Genomic DNA, 19603 nt, shown 5'->3' on the forward strand with positions numbered 1-19603 from the left:
TCGGACAGGAGCGCGTAGCGATCTGGGGCGCCCGGGGCTCCGGCCGGGCATCTCCGACGCCCCTCCCCTGTCTCGGTCCCCCGGCCCGTCCCTCTGGGGGCTTCCCGGCAGTCTTTCGGATTTCCGTGGCGGGACGGTCGGTCAAGGGTGGCCGAAGGCCATCGCGCAGCGACGCGAGGAACGAGCGCCCTTGAGGGACCGGCCCGACACGGAGAGACGATGGGACTGACGGGAAACCCCCAGCACCTTCCGATCCCGGCTGGCCAAACGAGCCTCACCGAAGCCCCCGTCCAGCAGCCGACCGGGCTCCGCCCCGGCACTGATGGGGGCGGGTGGGCAGCCACCGACCGACACCGGCGGGGCCGCGGGGGTGAAGGCGCCGAGCACGCGAACCCCCGTACCCCCCTACGGCTGCGGTTCGAAGTCCCAGTACGGGCGCGCCCGTTGTTTCGCCGAGACCGTGTGGACGTGCTGCGGGCCCAGGGTGCGGGTGAGGCCCTTGATGCCCGCCTCCTCGTGTTTGCCCGCCTCCGTGTCCTCCCGTACGGACCGCAGGTCCGCCGCCAGGGCGATCTGGGCGCTCAGCGTCATCGGATGGTCGGGGCCCAGGACGCGTTCTGCGGTGCGGAGCGTCTCGCGGCTCAGGTCCAGCGCGTCCTCCAGCCGCCCGGTGATGTTGCGGTGGCCGGTGGCGTTGAGGGCGCAGCCCAGCGTCCAGGGGTGGCGGCCGCCGAGCGCGCCGCGCATGCCGACGAGGGCCTGTTCCGCGAGGGAGAGGCCCTCGGCGCGTTCGCCCTGGGCGCGCAGGACCAGGCCGAGGTTGCCGACGGTGCCGATGCTGTACGGGTGGGCGAGGCCGAGTTGCGACTGGTAGCCGCGCACCACGTCCTCGGAGATGCGGCGGGCCTCGCCGATGTCGCCGTACTCCCTGAGGTACGTGGCGTAGTCGGAGGCGACCATCAGCGTCCAGGGGTAGTCCACGCCGAAGACGCGCGTCGCCCGCTCCCAGACGGTGCGCAGCCGCAGGCCGGCGCCGGGGATGTCGCCGGAGCGGCGCAGGCACAGGCCGAGGTTGTGTTCGGCGCGCAGGGTCTGGGGGTGGCCGAGTCCCAGGACCTGGGTGTTGAGCTTGACGCCCTGTTCCTGCCGGGTCTGGGCCTCGCGGTAGCGGCCCATGAGGCGCAGCCCCATGGCGCAGGCGATCCCGGAGGCGAGGGTGGAGATGTGCAGGGGCATCAGGACCCGTTCGCGGCGGCGCAGGGTGTCGAGGTCGAGGTCGTAGGCGTCCTGGTAGCGGCCCAGCAGCCGGTAGGTGGCGGCGAGGTTGTTCTGGGCGTCGAGGGTGATGGAGTCGTCCTCGCCGAGGAGCTCGCGGTAGGTGGCCAGGCAGTGCTCGAAGATCTCGCGGGCCGGTTCGAACTTGGCGATGCACAGCAGGACGCCTCCGTAGGCGCTGGTGGCGCGCAGGCTCTCCAGGTCCTGGTCGCCGCGTTCGCCGGTGAGCCGGTCGGCGACGGCCCTGGTGAGGATCTCGGCGCGGCGGAACAGGCCGAGGTTGCGCAGGGAGTTGCCGTACTGGTAGCTGAGCTCGCGGACCTTGGGGTGGTCCTCGCCGAGCCGGGCCCGCCAGATCTGGTCGGTTTCCTCGCACAGGCGCAGGCAGGTGCGGTACTCCCCGGCGAGGATCAGGTAGCGCAGGCAGTGCAGCAGGAAGTTCTGGATGCGGGGGTTGCTGCTGGTGATCACCCCGGAGGGGGTGAGGTGGGGGACGAGCTCGGCGTAGCGGGGCCAGAGCCGGGAGTCGGAGGGCCGGCCCGGGTCGGCGGCGGCGAGGACCTGGCGGACGGCGCGGGCGAGGGGTTCGGCCTCGTCCTCGGAGAGGTTCTCGCGGACGATGCCGTGGACCATGCGGTGCAGTTGTACGGTTTCCAGCCCGCCGCCCTCCTCCACGGGGAGGTCGGAGTACTCCAGCCGTACGACGGAGAACTGGACGAGCTTGTTGAGGGCGGCGTTCCAGCGGATCTGGTCGTTGATGAGTCCGGCGAGCTGTTCGGGGACGTCGTCGGCGGGGAACTCGCGCAGCAGGCGCAGCGGGACGGGGCCGGGGGCGAAGAAGACGAAGAGCCGCAGCAGGGCGAGGGCGTCGGGGAAGTTCTCCCGGACGTTGTTGAGGAGTATGGCGAGGGCCGTGGGGAAGGGCAGCGGGTAGTCCTCGGAGAGGGTGACGGCCTCGCGGGAGTCCATGCGGCGCTGGAGCAGGGCGAGGTAGTCACCGACGGGCAGCGGTGAGTCGGCGAGCCAGCCGGCGGTCTGGTCGAGGGCGAGGGGGTAGTCCTCCAGGGCCTCGGCGAGCTGGTCGGCCTCGTCGGCGGTGAGGCGCAGGGCGCGGCGGCGGATGAAGGTGATCGACTCGGGGCGGGCGTAGAGGGGGACCTCGACGAGGCTGGTGTGGCGGGCGGCCCATTCGCGGTTGCGGGAGGTGATGATGACGTCGCCGGCGCCGCCGGAGGGCAGCAGGTCGATCAGGTCGTCGGGGTTGTCGCAGCCGTCGAAGACCATCAGCCAGCGGCTGTACGGGGCTCCTCGACGCAGCGCTTCGAGGACGGCCCGGATCTGCTCGCCGTAGCTGCCGGCGCCGCGCGGGAGGCCGAGGGCGGGGGCCAGGTCGGCGAGGCGCTCGCGGAGGGTGGGCCGGTCTTCGGCGGGGACCCACCACACGACGTCGTACTCGGAGGCGAAGCGGTAGGCGTACTCGGTGGCGACCTGTGTCTTGCCGACGCCGGAGAGGCCGAGCAGGGTGACGGTGGACGCGCCGGGCGGGGCTTCGGCGAGGGCCTGGCGCAGGGTGCCGATGACGTCGTTGCGGCCGGTGAAGCGGGGGTTGCGGCGCGGGACGCGGCCCCAGATCTCGGGCGGGTCGTTGGGGAAGCGGGGGCCGCGGCGGCCGGTTTCGGTGCCGATGCGTTCGGTGGGGAGTTCCAGGCGGCGCAGTACGCGGTATTCGGCCTCGTACGCGTCCAGGCCCCACAGGTCGGTCTTCTCCAGGACGGCGACGGCGCTGGGCAGGGGCGCGTCGGTGAGGCAGACGGCGGCGAACCGGTCCGGGTGGTCGTCGGTGACGGCGCGCAGGGCGGTGTTCCACTCTTCGTCGGTGTGGGTGCCGGCGGAGAAGTAGCGTTCGCTGAGGACGAGGAGGACGCGGCTGCCGGAGCGGGCGAGGTCGTCGAGGGCCTGGGTGAGGCCGGGGCTGTTCTGCGGGTCCCAGCGCTGGAGGGCGACGCGGTGGCCGTGTTCTTCCAGGCGGTGGGCGATCCACACGGCCCAGGGGCGGTTGAAGCCGGCGAAGCTGATGACGAAGCGCTGCGGCCGCTGGGGCTGGGGTGGCTGCTGGGGCTGTTGCGCCGATTCGCGGTCCTGCCGGCTACCGGTGGTCATGCGGCCGTCTCCCTGGGCTGCGGGCAGTGGACGGGACTGAAAAGGTACCGCAGCGGACGGTCCGTCAGACCTGTGCGAACGGAGCGAGTTCGGGGTGTGCCTCGCACCAGGCGCGGCGCTCGCGGTCGACGGCCCGGCGGGCCGCGGCGTGCTGGTCGCCGGGGGGCGGGAGGTCGTCCATGGCCCGTTCGGCGGCGGCCATGCCGTCGGTGAACTCCCGTCCCGCGGAGGTCAGTCGGTCGTGTGCGCGCAGGGCGGGCAGGACGGCGGCGACCTGGGCCCGGATCCGGGCGTGCTGGGCCCAGGCGCCGCGGGCGCCGTAGAGGGCGGCGCGCTGCCAGTACCCGGCGAGGGCCAGGTGGGCGTAGGTGCCGTGCAGGAGTCCCTCCAGCGGGCGGGGGTCGCTGCGCCAGGGGGCCCAGTGGCGGGGCACGGCGTCGGCGGTGTGCAGGGTCAGGACGTCGGCGAGGGCGGTGAGTTTGCCGTGCTGGACCTCGTGGACGAGGGTCGCGGCGAGGGCGGGCGGGGCCTGCGCGCGGGCCAGTACGGAGCCGGCGGCCGCGGGGAGGGTGGCGCCGCTGGAGCGGGAGCCGCCGGCGAGCGGTACGAGGGAGCGCAGCAGTTGTCCGGTCTCCTCGGCGCGGACGGTGTCGTAGCGCTGGAGCAGGGTGAGGGCGCCGGACCACTGGGTGTCCCACCGCTTGTGGCCCTTGGGGGTGAGGCGGCGGGCGGGGCGCAGGGGGGCGGGCTGTGCGGGGCCGGGGGCCCGGTAGGGGTCGAGGTCGTCGAGGGCGGTGCGGCCGCCGGGCAGTGCGTGCAGGGGCAGTGTGGCGGGGTCGTCGGGGTCCCAGGAGCGTTCGGTGAGGACGAGGGGGCCGGGGCGGTCCGGGCGCAGCAGGCCGAGGGTGGGCAGGACGAGGCGGCCGTGCACGGGCCGCAGGGTGTGGGTGAAGGGGATCCCGGAGCGCAGGGCGGCGGCCGCGGCGAGGGCGCCGAGGTGGGCGAGGTCCGGCGGCGGGCCGAAGGGGGCGTGCAGCCGGCGCAGGGTTTCCTCGGCCCATACGCCGGTGGCCGGGTAGTGCAGTACGTCGCGTACGGCGGCCGGGTCGTGGCGTTCGGCCTCCTCCAGCAGGGCCCAGTGGTCGGCGGTCTGGCCGGACCGGCCGCAGGGGGCGGCGTCGAGGACGGCGCGGAGCAGGACGAGGCGCTTGGAGCGGCGTACGTCGCGGACCAGGCGGGTGCCTTCCGGGGAGGGCTCGGTGGAGGCGAGGGCGCGCAGGGTGTGGGACGAGACGGTGAAGGCGGCGAGGGCGGCGGTCATGAGGCGGCCGCCGGGGGGTGGGCGACCGGGGGGTGTGCGGCGGTGGCGTGGCGGCGGCCGGCGGTCGTGGCGGCGTGCTGGACGGCGGTGGCGATGTGCCGGATCAGGACCTGGAGGTCGGCGCAGTAGACGGACGGCTGCCGGAAGCCCTCGCCGGCGCGGTAGCGGTGCGGGTAGTGGCCGCCGCCGCACACCTCGACGAGGTCGCAGGCGCGGCAGCCGGCGGCGAGCGCGTCGCGTCCGAGCTGGCGGGCGGCGAAGCCGGGGTGGTCGAGGAGCTGGTCGAAGCTGTGGGTGGCGAGGGCCATGCCGGTGGCGGCGGCCCCCTCGTACGCGGATTTCAGGGAGTCGGCCTGTTCGATGGAGCCGTCGGTCTCGATGACGGCGGTGGCGGCGGGCGCGAGCCCGAGGGTCTCGGTGGTGGCGGGCAGGCCGAGCAGCAGGGCGATGATCTCCTCGAAGAGCCGGATGCGGGTGCGTCGTTCCCCGTCGTGCCACCAGCGCTCGAAGACGGCGAGGAGCCAGTCGGCGTACGGGGTCCCCGGCCCGCCGGGGCGCCGGCCGGGGCCGCGGGGCGGCGGGGCGCTCCAGTTGGCGAGCGGGAGCAGCAGCCCGACGGTGGGTGGGGCGAAGGCGAGCAGGGACTCGTACGTCTCGACCGGGTCCTGGTCGAGGTCGACGACGCAGAGCACCCCGGCGTAGCTGTCCGGGTGGCGTGCCAGCAGGCGCAGGCCGCGGGCGGCGGCGCCGAAGCCGGGGCGTCCGGCGTGGTCCACGCGGCGGGAGTTGTGCGCGGGCAGCCCGCCGTCGAGGCTGACGCCGACGCGGATGCCGGCGGCGGCCAGGGCGGTGAGGCGGCCGCGGGTGATCAGGGTGCCGTTGGTCTGCACGGTGGCGGTGACGCGGGTGCGGGGGGCGGTGGCGGCGAGCGCGGCCCGTACGGCCTCGACGGGTGCGGCGAGCGCGGCGGGGGCGGTGAGGAGGGGTTCGCCGCCGTGCAGGACCAGGTCGACGCGGGGCAGGTCGTGGGCGGCGGCGTGCTCGGCGATCCGCTGGGCGGCGCGGGCGGTGGTGGCGGGGGCCATGGCGACGGGCTGGTCGCGCCAGCCCTGGTCGGCCATCTCGTAGACGTAGCAGTAGGTGCAGGCGAGGTTGCAGCGGCTGCGGGTCTTGAGTACGAACTGCCGGATGGGACGGGGCGGATGGCCTGCGGCGCGCGCGGCGGCGACGTCGAGGCGGGTGTAGGGCCAGGGGGCGTTGCGGGCGTGCCGGGCCGCGTGCGCGGCGGGACCGGACCGCGGGCCGTCGCCGGGACCCCCGGAGGCATCCGCCGGCTGGGCGGGCGCGGGCAGCGGGGAGCCGTTCGTGATCGCTCGCCGCATCGCCGTACTCCTCCCCGCCCCGCCGCCGGGGGCGCCCCGGCGGACGGTCCATCCCTGCCCTTCCGCCGGTCCCGGCTAACGGCGGAAAGTGGTCAACCCGGCCGCTCCCGCGGGGGTAGCGGTCCGGGGCGGCCCCGGCCCCGGTGCTGCTGGGGCTCCGCCCCAGACCCTGCGCCTCAATCGCCGGCGGGGCTTGATGGTGCGGGTCGGTCGCGGGGACGGGGAGGGGTGTCTCCTCGGCTCGGCGCGTGCGGGCCATCGCGGCAGTACCCGGCGGTCGCGCGCTCGTCCTGCGGGGACACCCCTCCCCGTCCCCGCTCCCACGCGTCGGGCGGGCTCCGGGGCACTGCCGGAGCACTGCCGTGGGGTGGGGACACGGCGGAGTGTCCCCGCAGGACGAGCGCGCACCACCGAGCACAGCCGCGAGATGCGGTACCGCGCGAGCCGAGGAGACACTCCGGCGGGGCACCACCCCGCACCACCCAGCCCCGCCGGCGATTGAGGCGCGGGGCCTGGGGCAGAGCCCCAGCACCACCGGCCGACCGGAGTCGGCACCCCCAGCGGGAGCTAGGCGGCGCTGGAGTCGAAGGCGTTGAGGATCTCGGCCGGGTGGGTCACGCGTTCGACCAGGCCCTCGATCACCCGGGCCAGTACGGGGTGGTCGATCCCGCGCAGGGCGGCCAGGTCGAGGCCGGAGAGGTCCGGGAGCCGGCCGGGGCATCCCGGGGCGGTGGCCGGTGCCGTGTCCCGACGTTTCGTCACCATGTGCCGCCGTTCCCCCTGTCGCGTCGCATTCCGGACGGTCCCCTGCCCTTTGCCCTCCGCCCGGTCGGCGGAAACAGCCCGCCCCGCCCGCGGCGCGGTCGTCACCGTCCCGCCTCCAGGGCCCGTACCCGCGCGCGGAGCCCCTCGGAGCGGGCGTCGGGGTCGGTGCCGATCCGCTTCCACAGCTGCAGTGCCGCGCGGTACTCCTCCAGGGCGGCCCTGGGCCGGGCGAGCCGTTCCAGCACCTCCCCGCGGGACTCCTGCACGCGCGCCGCCAGCCGCAGGGCGGTGTCCTCGCGGCCCGCCCGGCCGTCGTGCTCCTCGCGGCCCTCGTGGTCGTCGCGGCCCTCGCGGTCGGCCTCCAGGGCGGCCCGCCAGGCCAGCCGGTAGGACTCGGCCGCCCGGTCGAGGCGGTCCGCGGCCCGCGTGTGGCCGTGGATCTCCTGCTGGACGTCGCCGTGGTCGCGCCAGGCGCGGGCCCGTTCCAGCGGGCCGCGGCTGTTGCGGACGGCCAGTTCGAGGAGGTACTCCGCCTCCCGCAGGTCCACCGCGTCGTTCTCGTAGGCGTGCCGCAGCCGCAGCCCTGTGGCCAGCCGCATCAGGCGGTGCGCGGCCCCCGGGTCGGACTGCGGGACCGCCGCCCGGCTCTCGCGCAGGACGCGCACGGCCGCCCCGGTGAACCGGCGTCCGCCGGCGCTGCGGGCCCGGTCCAGGAGTACGTCGCCCCACTCGGGGAGGAGTTCCCCGAAGGCCTCCCCGTCGCGGGGTACGAGCCGCCGGGCGCGGCCGTACGCCTCGGCCGCCTCCTCCAGCGCCGCCGGGTCGGCGTCCCGCGCGTACCGCTCGCGGTGGACCCGGGCCAGGCACAGCAGGGCGGCCACCCGCAGCTCCGGCTCGCCGCCCGTCTCCTCCAGGGCGGTGGCCAGCTGACCGGTGGCTTCCTCCAGCCGCGCGGGCAGGTACCGCAGCGCGTCGGCGAGTTCCACGCGCACCTGCGCGGTGCCCGGCGGGGCTGCGGCCAGGACCGCCGCGAGGCGGGCCGCCGCCTGTTCGGCCAGGGCGGCGCGCTCGGCCGGGTCGGGGGTGCGGGGCAGGAGCGCCAGCAGGACCCGGCCGAGGGCCAGGTGCAGTTCGGGATACGGCCCGGCGGAGGCCACCGGGTCCGCGTCCGGGTCCGGGCCGGGGTCCCCGCCGGGGCCGCCCGGTACCGGGCCCGCCAGTGGTTCGAGGGCCGCGCGGGCCTCGCGCAGGGCGCCCGGGTCCTCGCGCAGCCCGCTGAGCCGGATCAGGGTCTCGGCCCGCCGCACCGCGCAGTCCCGCCGCAGTTCCGGTTCGGCCGTGGCGGCCGCGGCCGCCGCCGCGAACTCCCGGTCGGCCGCCGCGAGCAGTTCGGGGTCCGGGCCGGCGGCCAGCGCCCGCTCGTACAGGACCCGCCCGCGCGCCGCCCACGCCGCGGCCGTCCGCAGCCCGGTCAGGGCCCGCTCCGCCTCGGCGAGGAGTTCCGGATCCCGCTCGGCGGCCCACAGCCTCAGCAGCGCCCCCGCCAGTTCCGTCTCGGCCTCCTCCGGCGGGTCCGCGGGCCCGGCCGGGGCCGTCACGGCCCGCCGCAGGACCGCCACGGCCTCGTGCAGGGCCCGTGCTCCCGCGTCGCCGTCGGCGTCCGCGTCGGCGAGCCGGTCGCGGGCGGCGCGCACCGCCCCGGCCCGGGCGATCGGTGGGGCCGCCCGTGGCTGCCGTACGGGCTGCCCGTCCGGCGGCATCCCGGGCAGGTAGCGGCGTACGACTTTGGCCGAAACCTGCGCGAAGGCCTGCGGGAGGCGCCCCTCGGGATAGCGTTCCTCGTCGTCGCCCCCGGGGCCCTCCGTCGTCGCCGTCGGCGGTACGCCGGTCAGCTGGGCGACCGCGAGCGCGGGGAAGTTGCGTACGCCCGACCCGAAGTGCGCCCGTACGTACTCCGAGCAGTGTTTGAGCACCAGCGCCGCCTCGTCCCGTCCCAGCGGCCCCAGCAGCACGTCCTGTACCCCGGGGACGAACTCGTACCAGTGCCCCGGCCCCGGTCCGCTGCGCCTCAGCAGCCCGCTGAGCAGCACCTCCGCCAGGTCCGAGGGTTCGGAGTCGGGCAGCATCGTGCGCTGCACCAGCCGCATCACGGGCAGCGTCAGCGGAGCCGCCGACAGGTACACCGCCAGCTGTACGGCGCGGGGCGCGGCCGAGGAGCGGAACCGCGCGACGAGTTCGCGCGGGGGCCGGACCGCGGGCGGCGGCGGGAGGGGGGCGGCGGGGTGGTCGGCCAGCACGCGGCCGACCTCTGCGGCCACCGGCCCGGTGCCGAGGCCGGCGACGAGGCGGGCCCACGCCCCGAGGGCGGCCGGGCTCGGCGGCAGCACCGGTACGGCGAGTCCGCCCGTGGGCCGCCCGGGCATCGCCGGTCGGTCCGGACGGAACCGCAGCTTCTGTCCGGCGCCCTCCAGGCGGGCGAGGGTGCCGCGCTCGGTCGGGAGCCAGCTGCGCCCCCACAGCCGCTGCGGGAGGGGCTGGACCACCATGCACGGCGTGCACTGGGCCCAGCGGTGCAGCAGCCGCTGCGCCGCCCCCTCGCGCCACAGCGGTCCGGCGCAGTCGGAGACCATCATGGTGAGGGCGCGGCCGGTCGGGTCGCGCAGCTGGTCCCCGGAGCGCAGCCCGGCGCCCGGTGCGGGGCCGCGTCCGAGCGCGGCCGTGCCGTCCGGGCGGCGGTGCAGGTAGTGGACCTGGACGTCCCGGAAGGCCCCCAGCCGCTCGCAGACGGACCGCAGTTCCTCGAACATGTCCTGCCAGACGGCCATCGAGGGGGAGGCGTCCATCACGAGCCGTACGGTCGCCTCGCGCCGGCTCTCCGGCCGGAGCACCGGGATGAGCAGCCCGAGGGCGCGGGCGCTGGCGTCTGCGGTGGCGCCTTCGTCGATGACCAGCCGGGTGGGCGGGGCCGGCGGGCGGTGCCGCTGGAGGGCGCGCAGGGCCCGCTGCACGTCGAGGATGCGGGGCAGGGCGGCGGCCCCGGGCACGCGTACGGGTATGCCGTACTCCTCGGGCGACTCGTCCGGCGTCCCGCCCTCGGCCTCGCCCGCGTGGTGTGCCCCGGGGGCGTAGAGCCGTACGGGGTCCTCGGCGTCCGTGTCCGCCCGTACGGGCTCGGCGGGTTCCGCGGCCGGGTCTTCGGGGTCCGTCTCGGGGCCCGGTCCCCGGGCGCCGGGCAGGGCCGGTCCGGGTCCGCGGATGTGCCCGGCGAGCCACAGGGCGTCGGCGAGCTCCTCGGCGGACGGGTCGAGGCCGGCGGCCCGCAGCAGCGCGGCCAGTTCACGGACGCCGGGCGCGGCGGGTGGCGCGGGCGGCTGCGGCGCCGGTGCGCGGGAACACGACGGCGCGGTGGGTTCGGGCACGGCGGGGTCGGGCACGCTCGGTTCGGGCAGGGCGGGTTCGGGCACGGTCCGTCACCTCGGGCGGTCGAGGCGCTGGATGAGCAGGTCCGCGAGGTCCTCCCGGGTCGCCGGGGAGGCGTAGTGGGTGAGGTAGACGGCGTTGAGGAGCTGGTCGGCGGCCACCAGCTCGGACTGGGAGCGGCCCAGGAACTCGCGGATCAGGTCGCCGCCGAGCCGGGCGGCCTCCTCGCCGAGGTGGGCGCGGACCATGGTGGCGAGGCGCTTCTCGCCGGGCTGCCCGAGCTTGAGCTGGATGCAGCGGCGCAGCAGGGCGGCGGGGAAGTCCCGTTCCCCGTTGCTGGTGAGGATGATGAAGGGGAAGGCGCTGCAGCGGATCCGGCCGCCCCGTACGGTCACCTTCGTGCCGTCGTCGGTGAGCACCTCGACCTCGGGCTCGGTGTCGGCGACCCGCTCCAGCTCGGGGAGGGCGAACTCCCCTTCCTCCAGGACGTTCAGGAGGTCGTTGGGGAGGTCTATGTCGCTCTTGTCGAGCTCGTCGATCAGGAGCACGCGGGGCCGTGCGGTGGGCAGCAGGGCGGTGCCGAGGGGGCCGAGGCGGATGTACTTCCCGATGCCGGGGACGGTGGCGACCGTTCCCCCCGGCCCCGTTCCCGCCGAGCCCGGAGTCCCCGAGCCCGGAGTCCCCGCTCCCGGAGCCCCCGCCCCCGCAGCCCCCGCGGCCGCGGCGCCGCCGGCCGCGAGCTGTACGTCCTGGAGCCGGGCGAGGGCGTCGTAGCGGTAGAGCCCGTCCTGCAGCACGGTCCGCGACACCACCGGCCAGCGCAGCACCCGCCCCAGCTTCAGCTCGTGGGCGACGGAGTGCGCGAGGGTGGACTTCCCCGTTCCGGGGAAGCCGGTCACCAGCAGCGGCCGCCGAAGGTACAGGGCCGCGTTGATGACCTCCAGTTCCTCCGGTTCCGGCCGGTGCAGTTCGGCGGCCTGCCGGTGGGCCCCGAGCCGCCGGGCGACGTTGCCCTCGGCGGCCACGGCCGCGCGGCCCGGGTCCACGAGCGGCCCGCCGTCGAAGTCGCGCCAGGGCGGCGGGTCGGGCAGGGCGTCGATCCCGTCGTGGGGCTCGCCGGCCCCGCGGTAGATGAGCCACTCGTCGTTCATGGTGCGTGTCCCTCCCTCGAATCCGCCGGGCCCGGCGCCGTCACAGGTCGCCGTGGAGGGGCTCGACGTCCGGCAGCGGCCGCGCCGGGTCCTCCCACACCAGCCCCGCCCCGGCCGCCCAGTACGCGTCGGGGTCCGCCCCGTACGCCCGGCCCCGCAACGTCTGCAGCCGCACCGGCAGCACCTCCGCCCTTCCCGCGTCGGCCAGTTCCTCCCGCAGCCCGCGGTGGAACGGCGCGCACGACACCCCGGGGTCCGGCGGCGGCCTGCGGGTCACGGCCACCCCGTAGCCGGCGTCCCGTACGGCGTGCAGCGACCCCAGCGTGGGCTCCTGGTCGGCGGCCCGGCAGTGGACGGGGACGGTGGTGTCCGGCAGGCCCGACAGCCATTCGGCGGAGGGTGCGCGCGGGCGGCCCCCGGCGCAGTCGGCCCGTTCGTCCTGGAGCGGTCCCGCCTGTACCCGGGCCCACCGGGCGGCGGCCCGGCCGGCTTCGTGGTCCGCCGGGTGCGCCTGCGGACCGCCCGGAGGGATGTCCGGACCGCCCGGGCCGGTGCCCGGGCCGTTCGGGCCGAGGGCCGGACCGGGGGCGGCGCTGCGGCCTCCGGGGTGGCGCAGCACCACCGGCCTCTGCACGCCCAGCGGTACTCCGCCGGCCACCACCCAGTCCTCCACCGCCAGCCCGAACAGCTCGGGGGCCACGGCCACTTCGAGCAGGGCCGCCGCGACGTGGGTGTCGCACCGCCGGAAGGCCTCGGCGAGCGGGGCCCGTAACCGCTCCGGCAGACCGGCCACGGTGGCCCGTACGCCCGAGTCCACGGGGGTCAGCCGCCCGGGGTGGGCCGGGCCGGCGAGCACGGAGACCCGCCAGTCGTAGAGGTGCTCCCAGCCGTGCGCCCACACCTCCAGCAGGACCGAGGCGCCGGGCGGCAGTCCGCCGGCCCGCCGGGCCGGGCCGCCCGCCGCCCGTCCGGCCGAGGCCCGGCGGCGGCGCTCCCGCTCCGCGAGGCCCCGCTCGTGGCGCTCGCCGAGTTCCCGCCGCAGGGGCCGCCACAGCCGCTCGGCGGTGGCCCGTACCCAGTCCCACAGTTCCTCGTCGGCGCCCGGCGTCGGGGGCTCCCGGTACTCGGCCACGCTGACGTCGGTCGCGTAGCGGAGCATGGCCGCGGCCTCGCCGGTCCCGCCCGGCGGGTCGTGCAGCAGCCCCAGCCCGTCGCGCCAGCTCAGCGGGGCCGGCGGCTGTGGGTCCGGTTCCTCGCCGCGGACCGCCTCGACCAGGGCCCGTACGGCCTCGGACGAGCTGGGCGGGGGCAGTTCGGCCAGGAGTCCGCACAGGGTGGTGCGTTCGCCGGGGGTGAGGCGGCCGCGGCCGCCGTACGGGTCGCGCTCCTGCGGCGGGAGCTCGCCGTGCACGTCGGTCCAGGTCCGGCGGTTGTCGAGGTCGCTGAGGTGCTGGTCGTAGTGGTAGAGGTCGTGGGCCTGCATGATCCGGCGGTAGAGCCCGACCTGGCCCCTGGCGGCCATCGGGAGGGTGCGCAGCTGCACGACGGAGACGGCGAGTCCGCCGCCCCCGGTGTGCCGGCGGGCCTTGACGACGCCGACGACCTCCCCGCGGGCCAGGTCCACGACGGGCCCGCCGGACATGCCGGGGTCGATCTCGTCGTCGTCGGCGAGCCGGATGGCGGCGCCGTTCCCGGCGGTGCCGCGCAGCCGGGTGGTGCGGCCGGTGATCTCGGGGGTTCCGAGGTCCTCGGTGCAGCCGAAGTAGGCGACCTCGTCGAAGCGCGGCCTGGAGCGGTCGGTGAGCCAGACGCAGGCGTGCGAGACGGGGGCCAGGACCCTGATCAGCGCCAGGTCGGGCAGGTCCCACAGGGCGTTCCGGCCGGGCCGCCGTTCCTCCAGGCGCTCGGGCAGTACGCACTCCACGCGCCCGGTGACGGTCCCGGTGACGGTGCCCGGCACGCCGGGGCCGCCGTAGCGGGGTCTGCCGGAGTGGAAGGTGATGCCGACCTCGCGACCTGTCAGACGCACGGCGGCACCCCCTTCGCCGACCACGTGCGCGCACGTCAGGACCCAGCCGGGGGCGATGAAGAAACCGCTCCCCCAGGTGGGACCGGTCCGATGGCTGCCGGGGGTGTCATACCCGCCCGGCGGGGCGTGGACGCGTACCGTCGCCGCCTGGACGAGAGGTTCGAGGAGCTCGAAGGCGCGCGCCGTCCCGGTCGTGCGCCCGTCGGTCATCCGCGCCCCCCGCCCGCTGGTGAGACGACCAGGCTAGCGTCGGCGGCGCCGGCGACGGGAGGTCTGGCGGGCGCCGCGGATTATCCTGGCGGGAAACATTCCCTGCACATCCACATCACGGCACGGAGCCCGACTTGTACTTCACCGATCGCGGCATCGAGGAGCTGGAGAAGCGGCGCGGCGAGGAGGAGGTCACCTTCGAGTGGCTCGCCGAGCAGCTGCGCACCTTCGTCGACCTGAACCCGGACTTCGAGGTCCCGGTGGAACGCCTGGCCACCTGGCTGGCCCGGCTGGACGACGAGGACGACGAGGACGAGTAGTCGGGGCGGTCCGCGGTCAGGACCGGTCCACCGGGAGGGTGCGGCTCCATCGGGCGACGGCGTTCCTCAGGTGGGTGGAGTGGGTCTGGCTCCGGAGCCTGCCCTCGAATCCTTCGCGGGCGGCCTCGCCCGCCTCCAGGAACACCTCCAGGAGCACCCTCCCTTCCGCTCGCCGCTCGTCTCCCGGTTCGCCGTACAGTTCCTGCGCGAACTGGACCGATGACCTGATCGAGGTGTGCGCGGCCAGGGCCCGGACCACTGCCGTCCGCACCTCGGGGTCCAGGTCGAGCAGCCCCGGCAGGAAGCGTGGTTCCGTGCGCCCTCCGTAGGGCGCCGCGTCGACTTCCGTCAGCCAGGTGATCAGCTCCGGCCAGGGGAGTTCCAGCGCCATCAGGACGGTGTCCAGCAAAGAGGTCTTCCTGAACTGGACGGCCAGTGCGCGCCCTGTGGCGCGCGGTGTGCAGGCGCCCCGGTACAGCTCGGCCACCGGGGAAAGGGCCTGCCGTGCCTCGTCCAGTGAACTCGTCGCACGCACGGCCGCGGCGAGGGCCCGGTCGGCGAGTCTCGACCCGTCCTCGGGGAGGGCGGCCCATGCGCCGCATGCCCGCGCCAGCTCCGCCGGTGACAGCCGGGCCGCCAGCCCCTCGATGAGGGCGGTCTGGTTTTTGGCCGAATCGGCGACACCCGGATGGGCGCCGACGGCCAGGACGTCGGGGACGGGCCGCATCCGGGCCGCGTCGGCGACGAGCTGCCCGGCGGCCGCGGCCGGCAGCCAGTCGACGAGTGCGAGGACGTCCGCCAGTGGCCGGGCGTGGGCCGCGGTGACCAGCTCCCGGACGACTCCCGCATGATCGCCGGCCCGCTACAGTTCCCCGAGCAGCTCCTGGACCTCCTCCAGGGCCGGCAGGTCCGGTGCGTCGTACCCCTGCCGGCCGGCGAGCTCCTCCTCCAGGCTCAGGACCCTCGCGCGCAGTTGCCGTCCGTGCTCCTCGGCCCGGTCCCGCTGCCGGAGCGCCTCGGCGAGCTGCGATCGCAGCTCCTCGATCAGCCGCAGGAGCTGGTCGCGCGCGGTGGCACCGGCCTCCTGCTCTTCGCGCAGCCGGACGTAGCGGCCGGCGGACTCCCTTCGCTCCGCCGCCCAGTCGATCTGCTGGCGGGTCAGGTCACCGGTCAGGTCCTCGACCTGGCGCTGCTTCTTCTCCAGGGCGTCGGTGAGCGACTCGATGAGCAGCCCCGTCCGGTACGTCTCACGCTGGGAGCGGTCCAGCTCGGCCCGCAGCGAGTCCAGTTCGTAGGCGTCGGGGTTGGTCACCCGCAGCGCGTCGAGGCGCTGCTGCCGGACGGCGTCTTTGACGTGCTCCTGTACGGAGGCGCCCAGGTGCCGGGATATCTCCGTGAAGAGCTGGTCGACAAAGGCCTGTGGTGGGACGCGCCTGCCGGCGCGGCAGCGGGACACGGCGGACTTGTCGACGTGGATGCGTGCGGCGTACGCGGCCTGCGTCACGCCCAGTCCGTTGAACAGGTCCGTCAACCTGTTGCCCAGCGCCGCGACTTCGGGCACGGCGCCCGGCTCGACATCGCCGGTACGGCCCCTCCCAAGTGCGATTTCGGTCACCGCGCTCCCCCTTCGGCGGTTGCCCGCCCGTTGGCAACGGTTGCGCCTTTCGCAACGTAGCGAACTCCGACGACGGTTGAGGGCAGGTCACCGAATCCGCCACGAAAGGACGTCGCCCGATGCCGATCCGCCTCGCCTCCGCCCTCCTCGTCCCCGCCCGGTGGGCCCAGCGCTCCCTGATCGTCCTGCTCGCCCTGGTCCCCCTCGTGATCGTCACCGTCGCCTTCGTGCCGGCGCTGGTCCTGCTCCCGTTCTTCCCGTCGGCGCACCGCCGGGCGGAGGTGATGGTGCGGCAGCTGACGGCGTGGACGCGGACGCTGCTGGTGAGCAGCCGGGGGCGGTAGGCGGTCCGGTACGCAGAGGGGCCCGTCCGCGATCGCGGACGGGCCCCTCTGCGCGTGGAAGGAAGGCTCAGGCGGCCTTGGTCTCCTAGTAATGGGCTGGGTCGGTGACCTGCGGCGTTGACCGCTGCAGGCCGCTGACCTGGCCTTTTGGTGATGGCTGGCGATGGGGTACGACGGTCTTGATCGGGTGTCCTGCGGACTGTGTGCGGACTGATGTCCGCTCGGCAGGCCCTCGGTGATTGCAGACTTGGCATCGCCGCCATCTTGCTGCTTCGCGCTCGTGCCCTACCTGACCAACGTGCGCTGGCCTAGCCCGACTTTCAGTCTGTCTACCCGTTGTGCAGGTGCAGGTCAGCCCCAGGGGAGTGATCGGACAACAGTGACGGTTAGGTGGCGGCAGCGAATGCGCTCGTCGAGCCAGTGGACGACCTTCGGCCCGTCCAACACCTCCAGCAGCTCACGGCAGCGTGTCACGCCACTTGCCAACGGCTCGGCCACGATCAGGTGGTTGTCCACAGCCACCGGCTGAGCGCCTTGAATGAGAACCCCGGTTCCGCGGGCGCCTCCTCTGGCTCCTTGACCTGGCCGAGATGTTCGGCGCATGACCACGAAAGGGGGATCGATCAAACGCCCACCGAAGCGGCGGCTGCGCAGTGGAAGCCCCATTTCACCTTGGCCCGGCAATTCCTTCGCTGTGAGGTAGGGAACCTCTGGTCCGTCGTGAGGGTCTCGGTTGTCGACAACGGGGCCAACTCCAATGCGGAAGTGGTCGCCGATCGTACTGTCCGTGGTGACCGCGGCTGGCGGCCACCACGCAACTGCGCCGGCGTGACCCCTACTCCTCCGTATTGCAGAAAGTAGGAAGACGTCTACGTCGGTGTGGTCGTCGAAGAGACCGTGGGGGCGGATCTCCTCCATCTCCAGCCGCTCGGCAAGCTGGTCTCGCCAGGCCCGGTAGCGGCTTCCGCTGCGCAGTACGTCAGGGAGGACAGCGAAGAGCCTCCCGCCCGGGGCCAGCGCGGCTGACGCATGAGCGGTGAACGTCGCCGCCAAGGACGTCCTGCCCGTCGACCATGTACAGCCAGGGAGCGCCGTGTCCATGCCGTATGGCGGATTTAGAAGCAGTCGGCCCCCGAAGCCACGGCCTTCGGACGCTTCACGCAATGCCTGCAGGCCGTCGCCGACCTGCAGGAGTGGGAAGGCGGTGCGCCATCGGTGTTCCTTGAGCGGCGCATCGGATCCGACAGCCCGATGGCGGTCCAGCACGGCTAGAACCAGCCGCATGCGGGCCACCGTTACAAAGGGATCGTAGAGGTCGTGGCCCCTTACTCGGCGGTTCCACAGGGTGAGCGTCTCCGCTGGTGTCGCCCCCAGTGGGAACTGCCCAGTGCCAGCGATGAGCAGGTCTCCTGCGCCACAGGTGGGGTCCCAGATCACCAGTGTCCGTCCGGACACTGCGCTGCGATCCAGTAGTTCCTCGTACGACTGCCGGACTTCGCCAGTCGTGAAGAAGGATCCGGCGGCACGACGGTCTGCTCGCGAAACCGTGCGTCGCAGCTCCGCCGATGCCTGGCCGTTGAGGGCATGCGCTACGTCGTCAGCCACTCGGCGCCAATGACCTGAGGCCACGTCGGTCACCAAGGTCTCAAGCTGGCGTGCGTAGGTGCCGTATGCAGCGATACTCATGCATTCCCCTCCTGCTGATCCGGAAGGGATGACGTTCTGGATCAAGTGTTCGGATTAGCTACGATGTCATTCTGCAGCAGGGCCACGTGAGTTGGGAACGGATCACCGCATCACGTCGTGCTATGCCCCATCAGTTGCCTTCTCGCGGCCGACGCTGTTGGAAGCCTTGCGTGGACCGGGGATGGGGAGTCGGCAGAGCGGGCTGGTTACAGAGCCGCCGTCGACGAACGAGCGATGGGTTTCCAGCGGTGGGTCAAACCGAAGCCCTGCCTCGACACGTGCCACGGTCACACTGCCTGCACAAGACCGACCAGATTTGCGGCCCGCTGCCGGGAGGACTGCCAAGTGCCGGTCCGTGACTAGTTGCGACTCTTCGTGACAGTGGACGGAAAGCTGTGTGCACGCAATGTGGGCGTCCGGGGCTGCCAGCCGCACACCCTCCATGATTTCTCGATTCGGGTTGGCAGGGCGCAGCCCACCTCGAATGGAGAAGATGACCAGTCGAGGTGCCACGAGCTCTGTCAGCTCCTTAGCGAAGGACTGCGGATCGGCGTTGCCTGGGAGCCCTCCGTGGTGGGGGAAGACGAGAACTGGCGCAGACAGCTGATGGCCGTTCTCCTGAATGTGCTGGAGTGCCACCGCGTCCATGTCGGCCGCAAAGAGGACGGCGGGTTCCTCCTCCAGGTGCACGCGGACCACGATCGACACAGTGTTCGTGGCCAGTTTGCCGAAGGTCGGGGAGGTCTCCGTCGGGCCGGTGGCAGCCATCAGGAAGCTGGGGTGGCAGACTTCGAGCCTCGCCCGGCCGCAATGCAGCGTCTGAGAAGTCTCGGTGTGCAGCATCTGGTGCCCGCCGAATCCGCCGCTTCTGTAACGGGTGTGAACAGCTCGGATCAGGCGTTCCCAGATTCGAGTGTTCTTCATCGCGTCCGTGTTGAACCAGGCGGTTCCTACCGTGCGCAGTGGGTCGAGGAGGATCTGCGGGCCGCCGCCGGCATGGTCCTGGTCCGAGTGCGAGATGATCAGATGCTCGATGTGCTTGCATCCGACACGATCCAGCTCGCGTTGGACGATGTCGCCGGGCGCCGCGTCAATGACGGCGCAAGTGGAACCGTCGCGCACCACAGCAGAGTTTCCATGCCCGACATCCAGGACGGTGACAGCTAAGTCTGCTTCTGGCTGCCGGCTGAGCGGCAGCTCGGTGGACGTGTTCAGATCGGTCATGCGGTGAGCCACCCCTGCGGCAGGTCGGGAGCGAGAATGATGTTGCGATAGAAGAGCTCGGAGGCTTCCTTCGCGTAGCAGTTCACCTCGGCCTCAAGCCACCGGCCGGGCAGCTCTTCTGGTCGGAGGCCCGTGGCCTCCTCGATGGGGCGCAGCGGCATCCAGACGGAGGAGTCGATCTTCCAGCCGACCACGACGACCTTTGCCTTGGGTTCCTCGCCCCCGGGCCGGACCTCAAGGACTTCGATAGGCGTTGCGAATGCTCGACGCTCTCGGGCCAAGTTTCCCGCCAGCTCGGCCAGCGTGTACTGGAGCGCCTCGATCACCTCGTCAGAGGCATCAGTTTTGTCGACAACGCTTGGGATGCCCTCGCGCCAGCGCAGAATCGCCCCGTTCTGCTCGGTGTTCACATGGCTGCTGATGAGCACGGCAGGCAACGGCGTACCCGCGCGTTGGTTGGCCTTGCACACCAGCTCCGCACCCGTGAAGCGGACGTTGCCGCGCCCCGCAAGGATGTGGTCACACACCACGGCGTCGTAGCGATCGCCCAAGGAGGCGAGGAACGCGTCGGCGTCCTGGCCCGGCGTGAACTGGGTGATCATCTCCGTGCGGAAACCCGCGTCCTGGAGCGTAGGGATGAGGCTGATTGCGTCATTGACGTCGTCGTCGATGACCACGATCGACGATCCCTCTGTCAACGG

14 protein-coding genes are annotated in these 19603 nt (G+C 73.8%); 2 read left to right on the forward strand and 12 right to left on the reverse strand.

The window, feature by feature from the left end:
* Positions 1 to 405: 405 nt before the first annotated feature.
* The 7 genes from fxsT to IG86_RS0110980 form a co-directional block, all read right to left on the reverse strand.
* The gene (fxsT, locus tag IG86_RS0110950) at positions 406 to 3435 is read right to left on the reverse strand and encodes an FxSxx-COOH system tetratricopeptide repeat protein (protein WP_030833004.1); all 3030 of its coding nucleotides are present in this window, start codon (positions 3433 to 3435) and stop codon (positions 406 to 408) included.
* Positions 3436 to 3499: 64 nt separating this feature from the next.
* Positions 3500 to 4756, reverse strand: a complete 1257-nt coding sequence (locus tag IG86_RS0110955) for an HEXXH motif domain-containing protein (protein WP_045937311.1) — start codon at positions 4754 to 4756, stop codon at positions 3500 to 3502.
* The gene (locus tag IG86_RS0110960; protein WP_244305827.1) at positions 4753 to 6138 is read right to left on the reverse strand and encodes an FxsB family cyclophane-forming radical SAM/SPASM peptide maturase; all 1386 of its coding nucleotides are present in this window, start codon (positions 6136 to 6138) and stop codon (positions 4753 to 4755) included. Before IG86_RS0110960 ends, IG86_RS0110955 begins: the two co-directional genes overlap by 4 nt.
* A gap of 567 nt (positions 6139 to 6705) precedes the next feature.
* Complete coding sequence (fxsA, locus tag IG86_RS0110965) at positions 6706 to 6903, reverse strand: FxSxx-COOH cyclophane-containing RiPP peptide (protein ID WP_030829434.1); 198 nt, start codon at positions 6901 to 6903, stop codon at positions 6706 to 6708.
* Between the two features lie 101 nt (positions 6904 to 7004).
* A complete protein-coding gene (locus IG86_RS0110970) occupies positions 7005 to 10367 on the reverse strand; it encodes an SAV_2336 N-terminal domain-related protein (protein ID WP_051785085.1) in 3363 nt (1120 codons plus the stop codon).
* A gap of 6 nt (positions 10368 to 10373) precedes the next feature.
* Positions 10374 to 11474 carry an AAA family ATPase gene (locus IG86_RS0110975; protein WP_030896513.1) on the reverse strand — a complete coding sequence of 367 codons (1101 nt, stop codon included), beginning with the start codon at positions 11472 to 11474 and terminating at the stop codon, positions 10374 to 10376.
* A 40-nt stretch (positions 11475 to 11514) separates the two neighbouring features.
* The gene (locus IG86_RS0110980) at positions 11515 to 13713 is read right to left on the reverse strand and encodes a VMAP-C domain-containing protein (RefSeq protein WP_030896515.1); all 2199 of its coding nucleotides are present in this window, start codon (positions 13711 to 13713) and stop codon (positions 11515 to 11517) included.
* A gap of 134 nt (positions 13714 to 13847) precedes the next feature.
* Between IG86_RS0110980 and IG86_RS0110985 the strand changes: the two genes are divergently transcribed.
* Positions 13848 to 14033, forward strand: a complete 186-nt coding sequence (locus IG86_RS0110985) for a DUF6104 family protein (protein ID WP_010061466.1) — start codon at positions 13848 to 13850, stop codon at positions 14031 to 14033.
* A 16-nt stretch (positions 14034 to 14049) separates the two neighbouring features.
* Here IG86_RS0110985 and IG86_RS0110990 read toward each other — a convergent pair whose 3' ends face one another.
* Both IG86_RS0110990 and IG86_RS0110995 read right to left on the reverse strand, forming a co-directional pair.
* Positions 14050 to 14760: a hypothetical protein gene (locus tag IG86_RS0110990; RefSeq protein ID WP_030896521.1), complete on the reverse strand. Its 711-nt coding sequence runs from the start codon at positions 14758 to 14760 to the stop codon at positions 14050 to 14052.
* A 135-nt stretch (positions 14761 to 14895) separates the two neighbouring features.
* The gene (locus IG86_RS0110995) at positions 14896 to 15648 is read right to left on the reverse strand and encodes a hypothetical protein (protein WP_157854807.1); all 753 of its coding nucleotides are present in this window, start codon (positions 15646 to 15648) and stop codon (positions 14896 to 14898) included.
* Between the two features lie 119 nt (positions 15649 to 15767).
* Between IG86_RS0110995 and IG86_RS0111000 the strand changes: the two genes are divergently transcribed.
* Positions 15768 to 15992, forward strand: a complete 225-nt coding sequence (locus tag IG86_RS0111000) for a hypothetical protein (protein ID WP_030896525.1) — start codon at positions 15768 to 15770, stop codon at positions 15990 to 15992.
* Between the two features lie 351 nt (positions 15993 to 16343).
* Here IG86_RS0111000 and IG86_RS42935 read toward each other — a convergent pair whose 3' ends face one another.
* The 3 genes from IG86_RS42935 to IG86_RS0111015 all read right to left on the reverse strand — a co-directional run bounded on the left by IG86_RS42935 (position 16344) and on the right by IG86_RS0111015 (position 19579).
* On the reverse strand, positions 16344 to 17678 hold the full coding sequence (locus IG86_RS42935) for a DNA methyltransferase family protein (RefSeq protein WP_157854808.1): 1335 nt from the start codon (positions 17676 to 17678) through the stop codon (positions 16344 to 16346).
* Between the two features lie 120 nt (positions 17679 to 17798).
* Complete coding sequence (locus tag IG86_RS0111010) at positions 17799 to 18902, reverse strand: ComEC/Rec2 family competence protein (RefSeq protein WP_063761510.1); 1104 nt, start codon at positions 18900 to 18902, stop codon at positions 17799 to 17801.
* Positions 18899 to 19579, reverse strand: a complete 681-nt coding sequence (locus IG86_RS0111015) for a hypothetical protein (protein ID WP_051785087.1) — start codon at positions 19577 to 19579, stop codon at positions 18899 to 18901. The genes IG86_RS0111010 and IG86_RS0111015 overlap by 4 nt, the downstream gene beginning before the upstream one ends.
* Positions 19580 to 19603 lie beyond the last annotated feature (24 nt).

The organism is Streptomyces virginiae (genome assembly GCF_000720455.1).
In the GTDB taxonomy this organism is placed as follows: domain Bacteria; phylum Actinomycetota; class Actinomycetes; order Streptomycetales; family Streptomycetaceae; genus Streptomyces; species Streptomyces virginiae.

Bases quoted from the DNA above. Each gene is read 5' to 3' on its own strand.
- fxsA (WP_030829434.1), bottom strand. From the start codon at position 6,903: ATGGTGACGAAACGTCGGGACACGGCACCGGCCACCGCCCCGGGATGC.
- IG86_RS0110955 (WP_045937311.1), bottom strand. From the start codon at position 4,756: ATGACCGCCGCCCTCGCCGCCTTCACCGTCTCGTCCCACACCCTGCGC.
- IG86_RS0111010 (WP_063761510.1), bottom strand. From the start codon at position 18,902: ATGACCGATCTGAACACGTCCACCGAGCTGCCGCTCAGCCGGCAGCCA.
- IG86_RS0111000 (WP_030896525.1), top strand. From the start codon at position 15,768: ATGCCGATCCGCCTCGCCTCCGCCCTCCTCGTCCCCGCCCGGTGGGCC.
- IG86_RS42935 (WP_157854808.1), bottom strand. From the start codon at position 17,678: ATGAGTATCGCTGCATACGGCACCTACGCACGCCAGCTTGAGACCTTG.
- IG86_RS0110960 (WP_244305827.1), bottom strand. From the start codon at position 6,138: ATGCGGCGAGCGATCACGAACGGCTCCCCGCTGCCCGCGCCCGCCCAG.
- IG86_RS0110990 (WP_030896521.1), bottom strand. From the start codon at position 14,760: ATGCGGCCCGTCCCCGACGTCCTGGCCGTCGGCGCCCATCCGGGTGTC.
- IG86_RS0110975 (WP_030896513.1), bottom strand. From the start codon at position 11,474: ATGAACGACGAGTGGCTCATCTACCGCGGGGCCGGCGAGCCCCACGAC.
- fxsT (WP_030833004.1), bottom strand. From the start codon at position 3,435: ATGACCACCGGTAGCCGGCAGGACCGCGAATCGGCGCAACAGCCCCAG.
- IG86_RS0110980 (WP_030896515.1), bottom strand. From the start codon at position 13,713: ATGACCGACGGGCGCACGACCGGGACGGCGCGCGCCTTCGAGCTCCTC.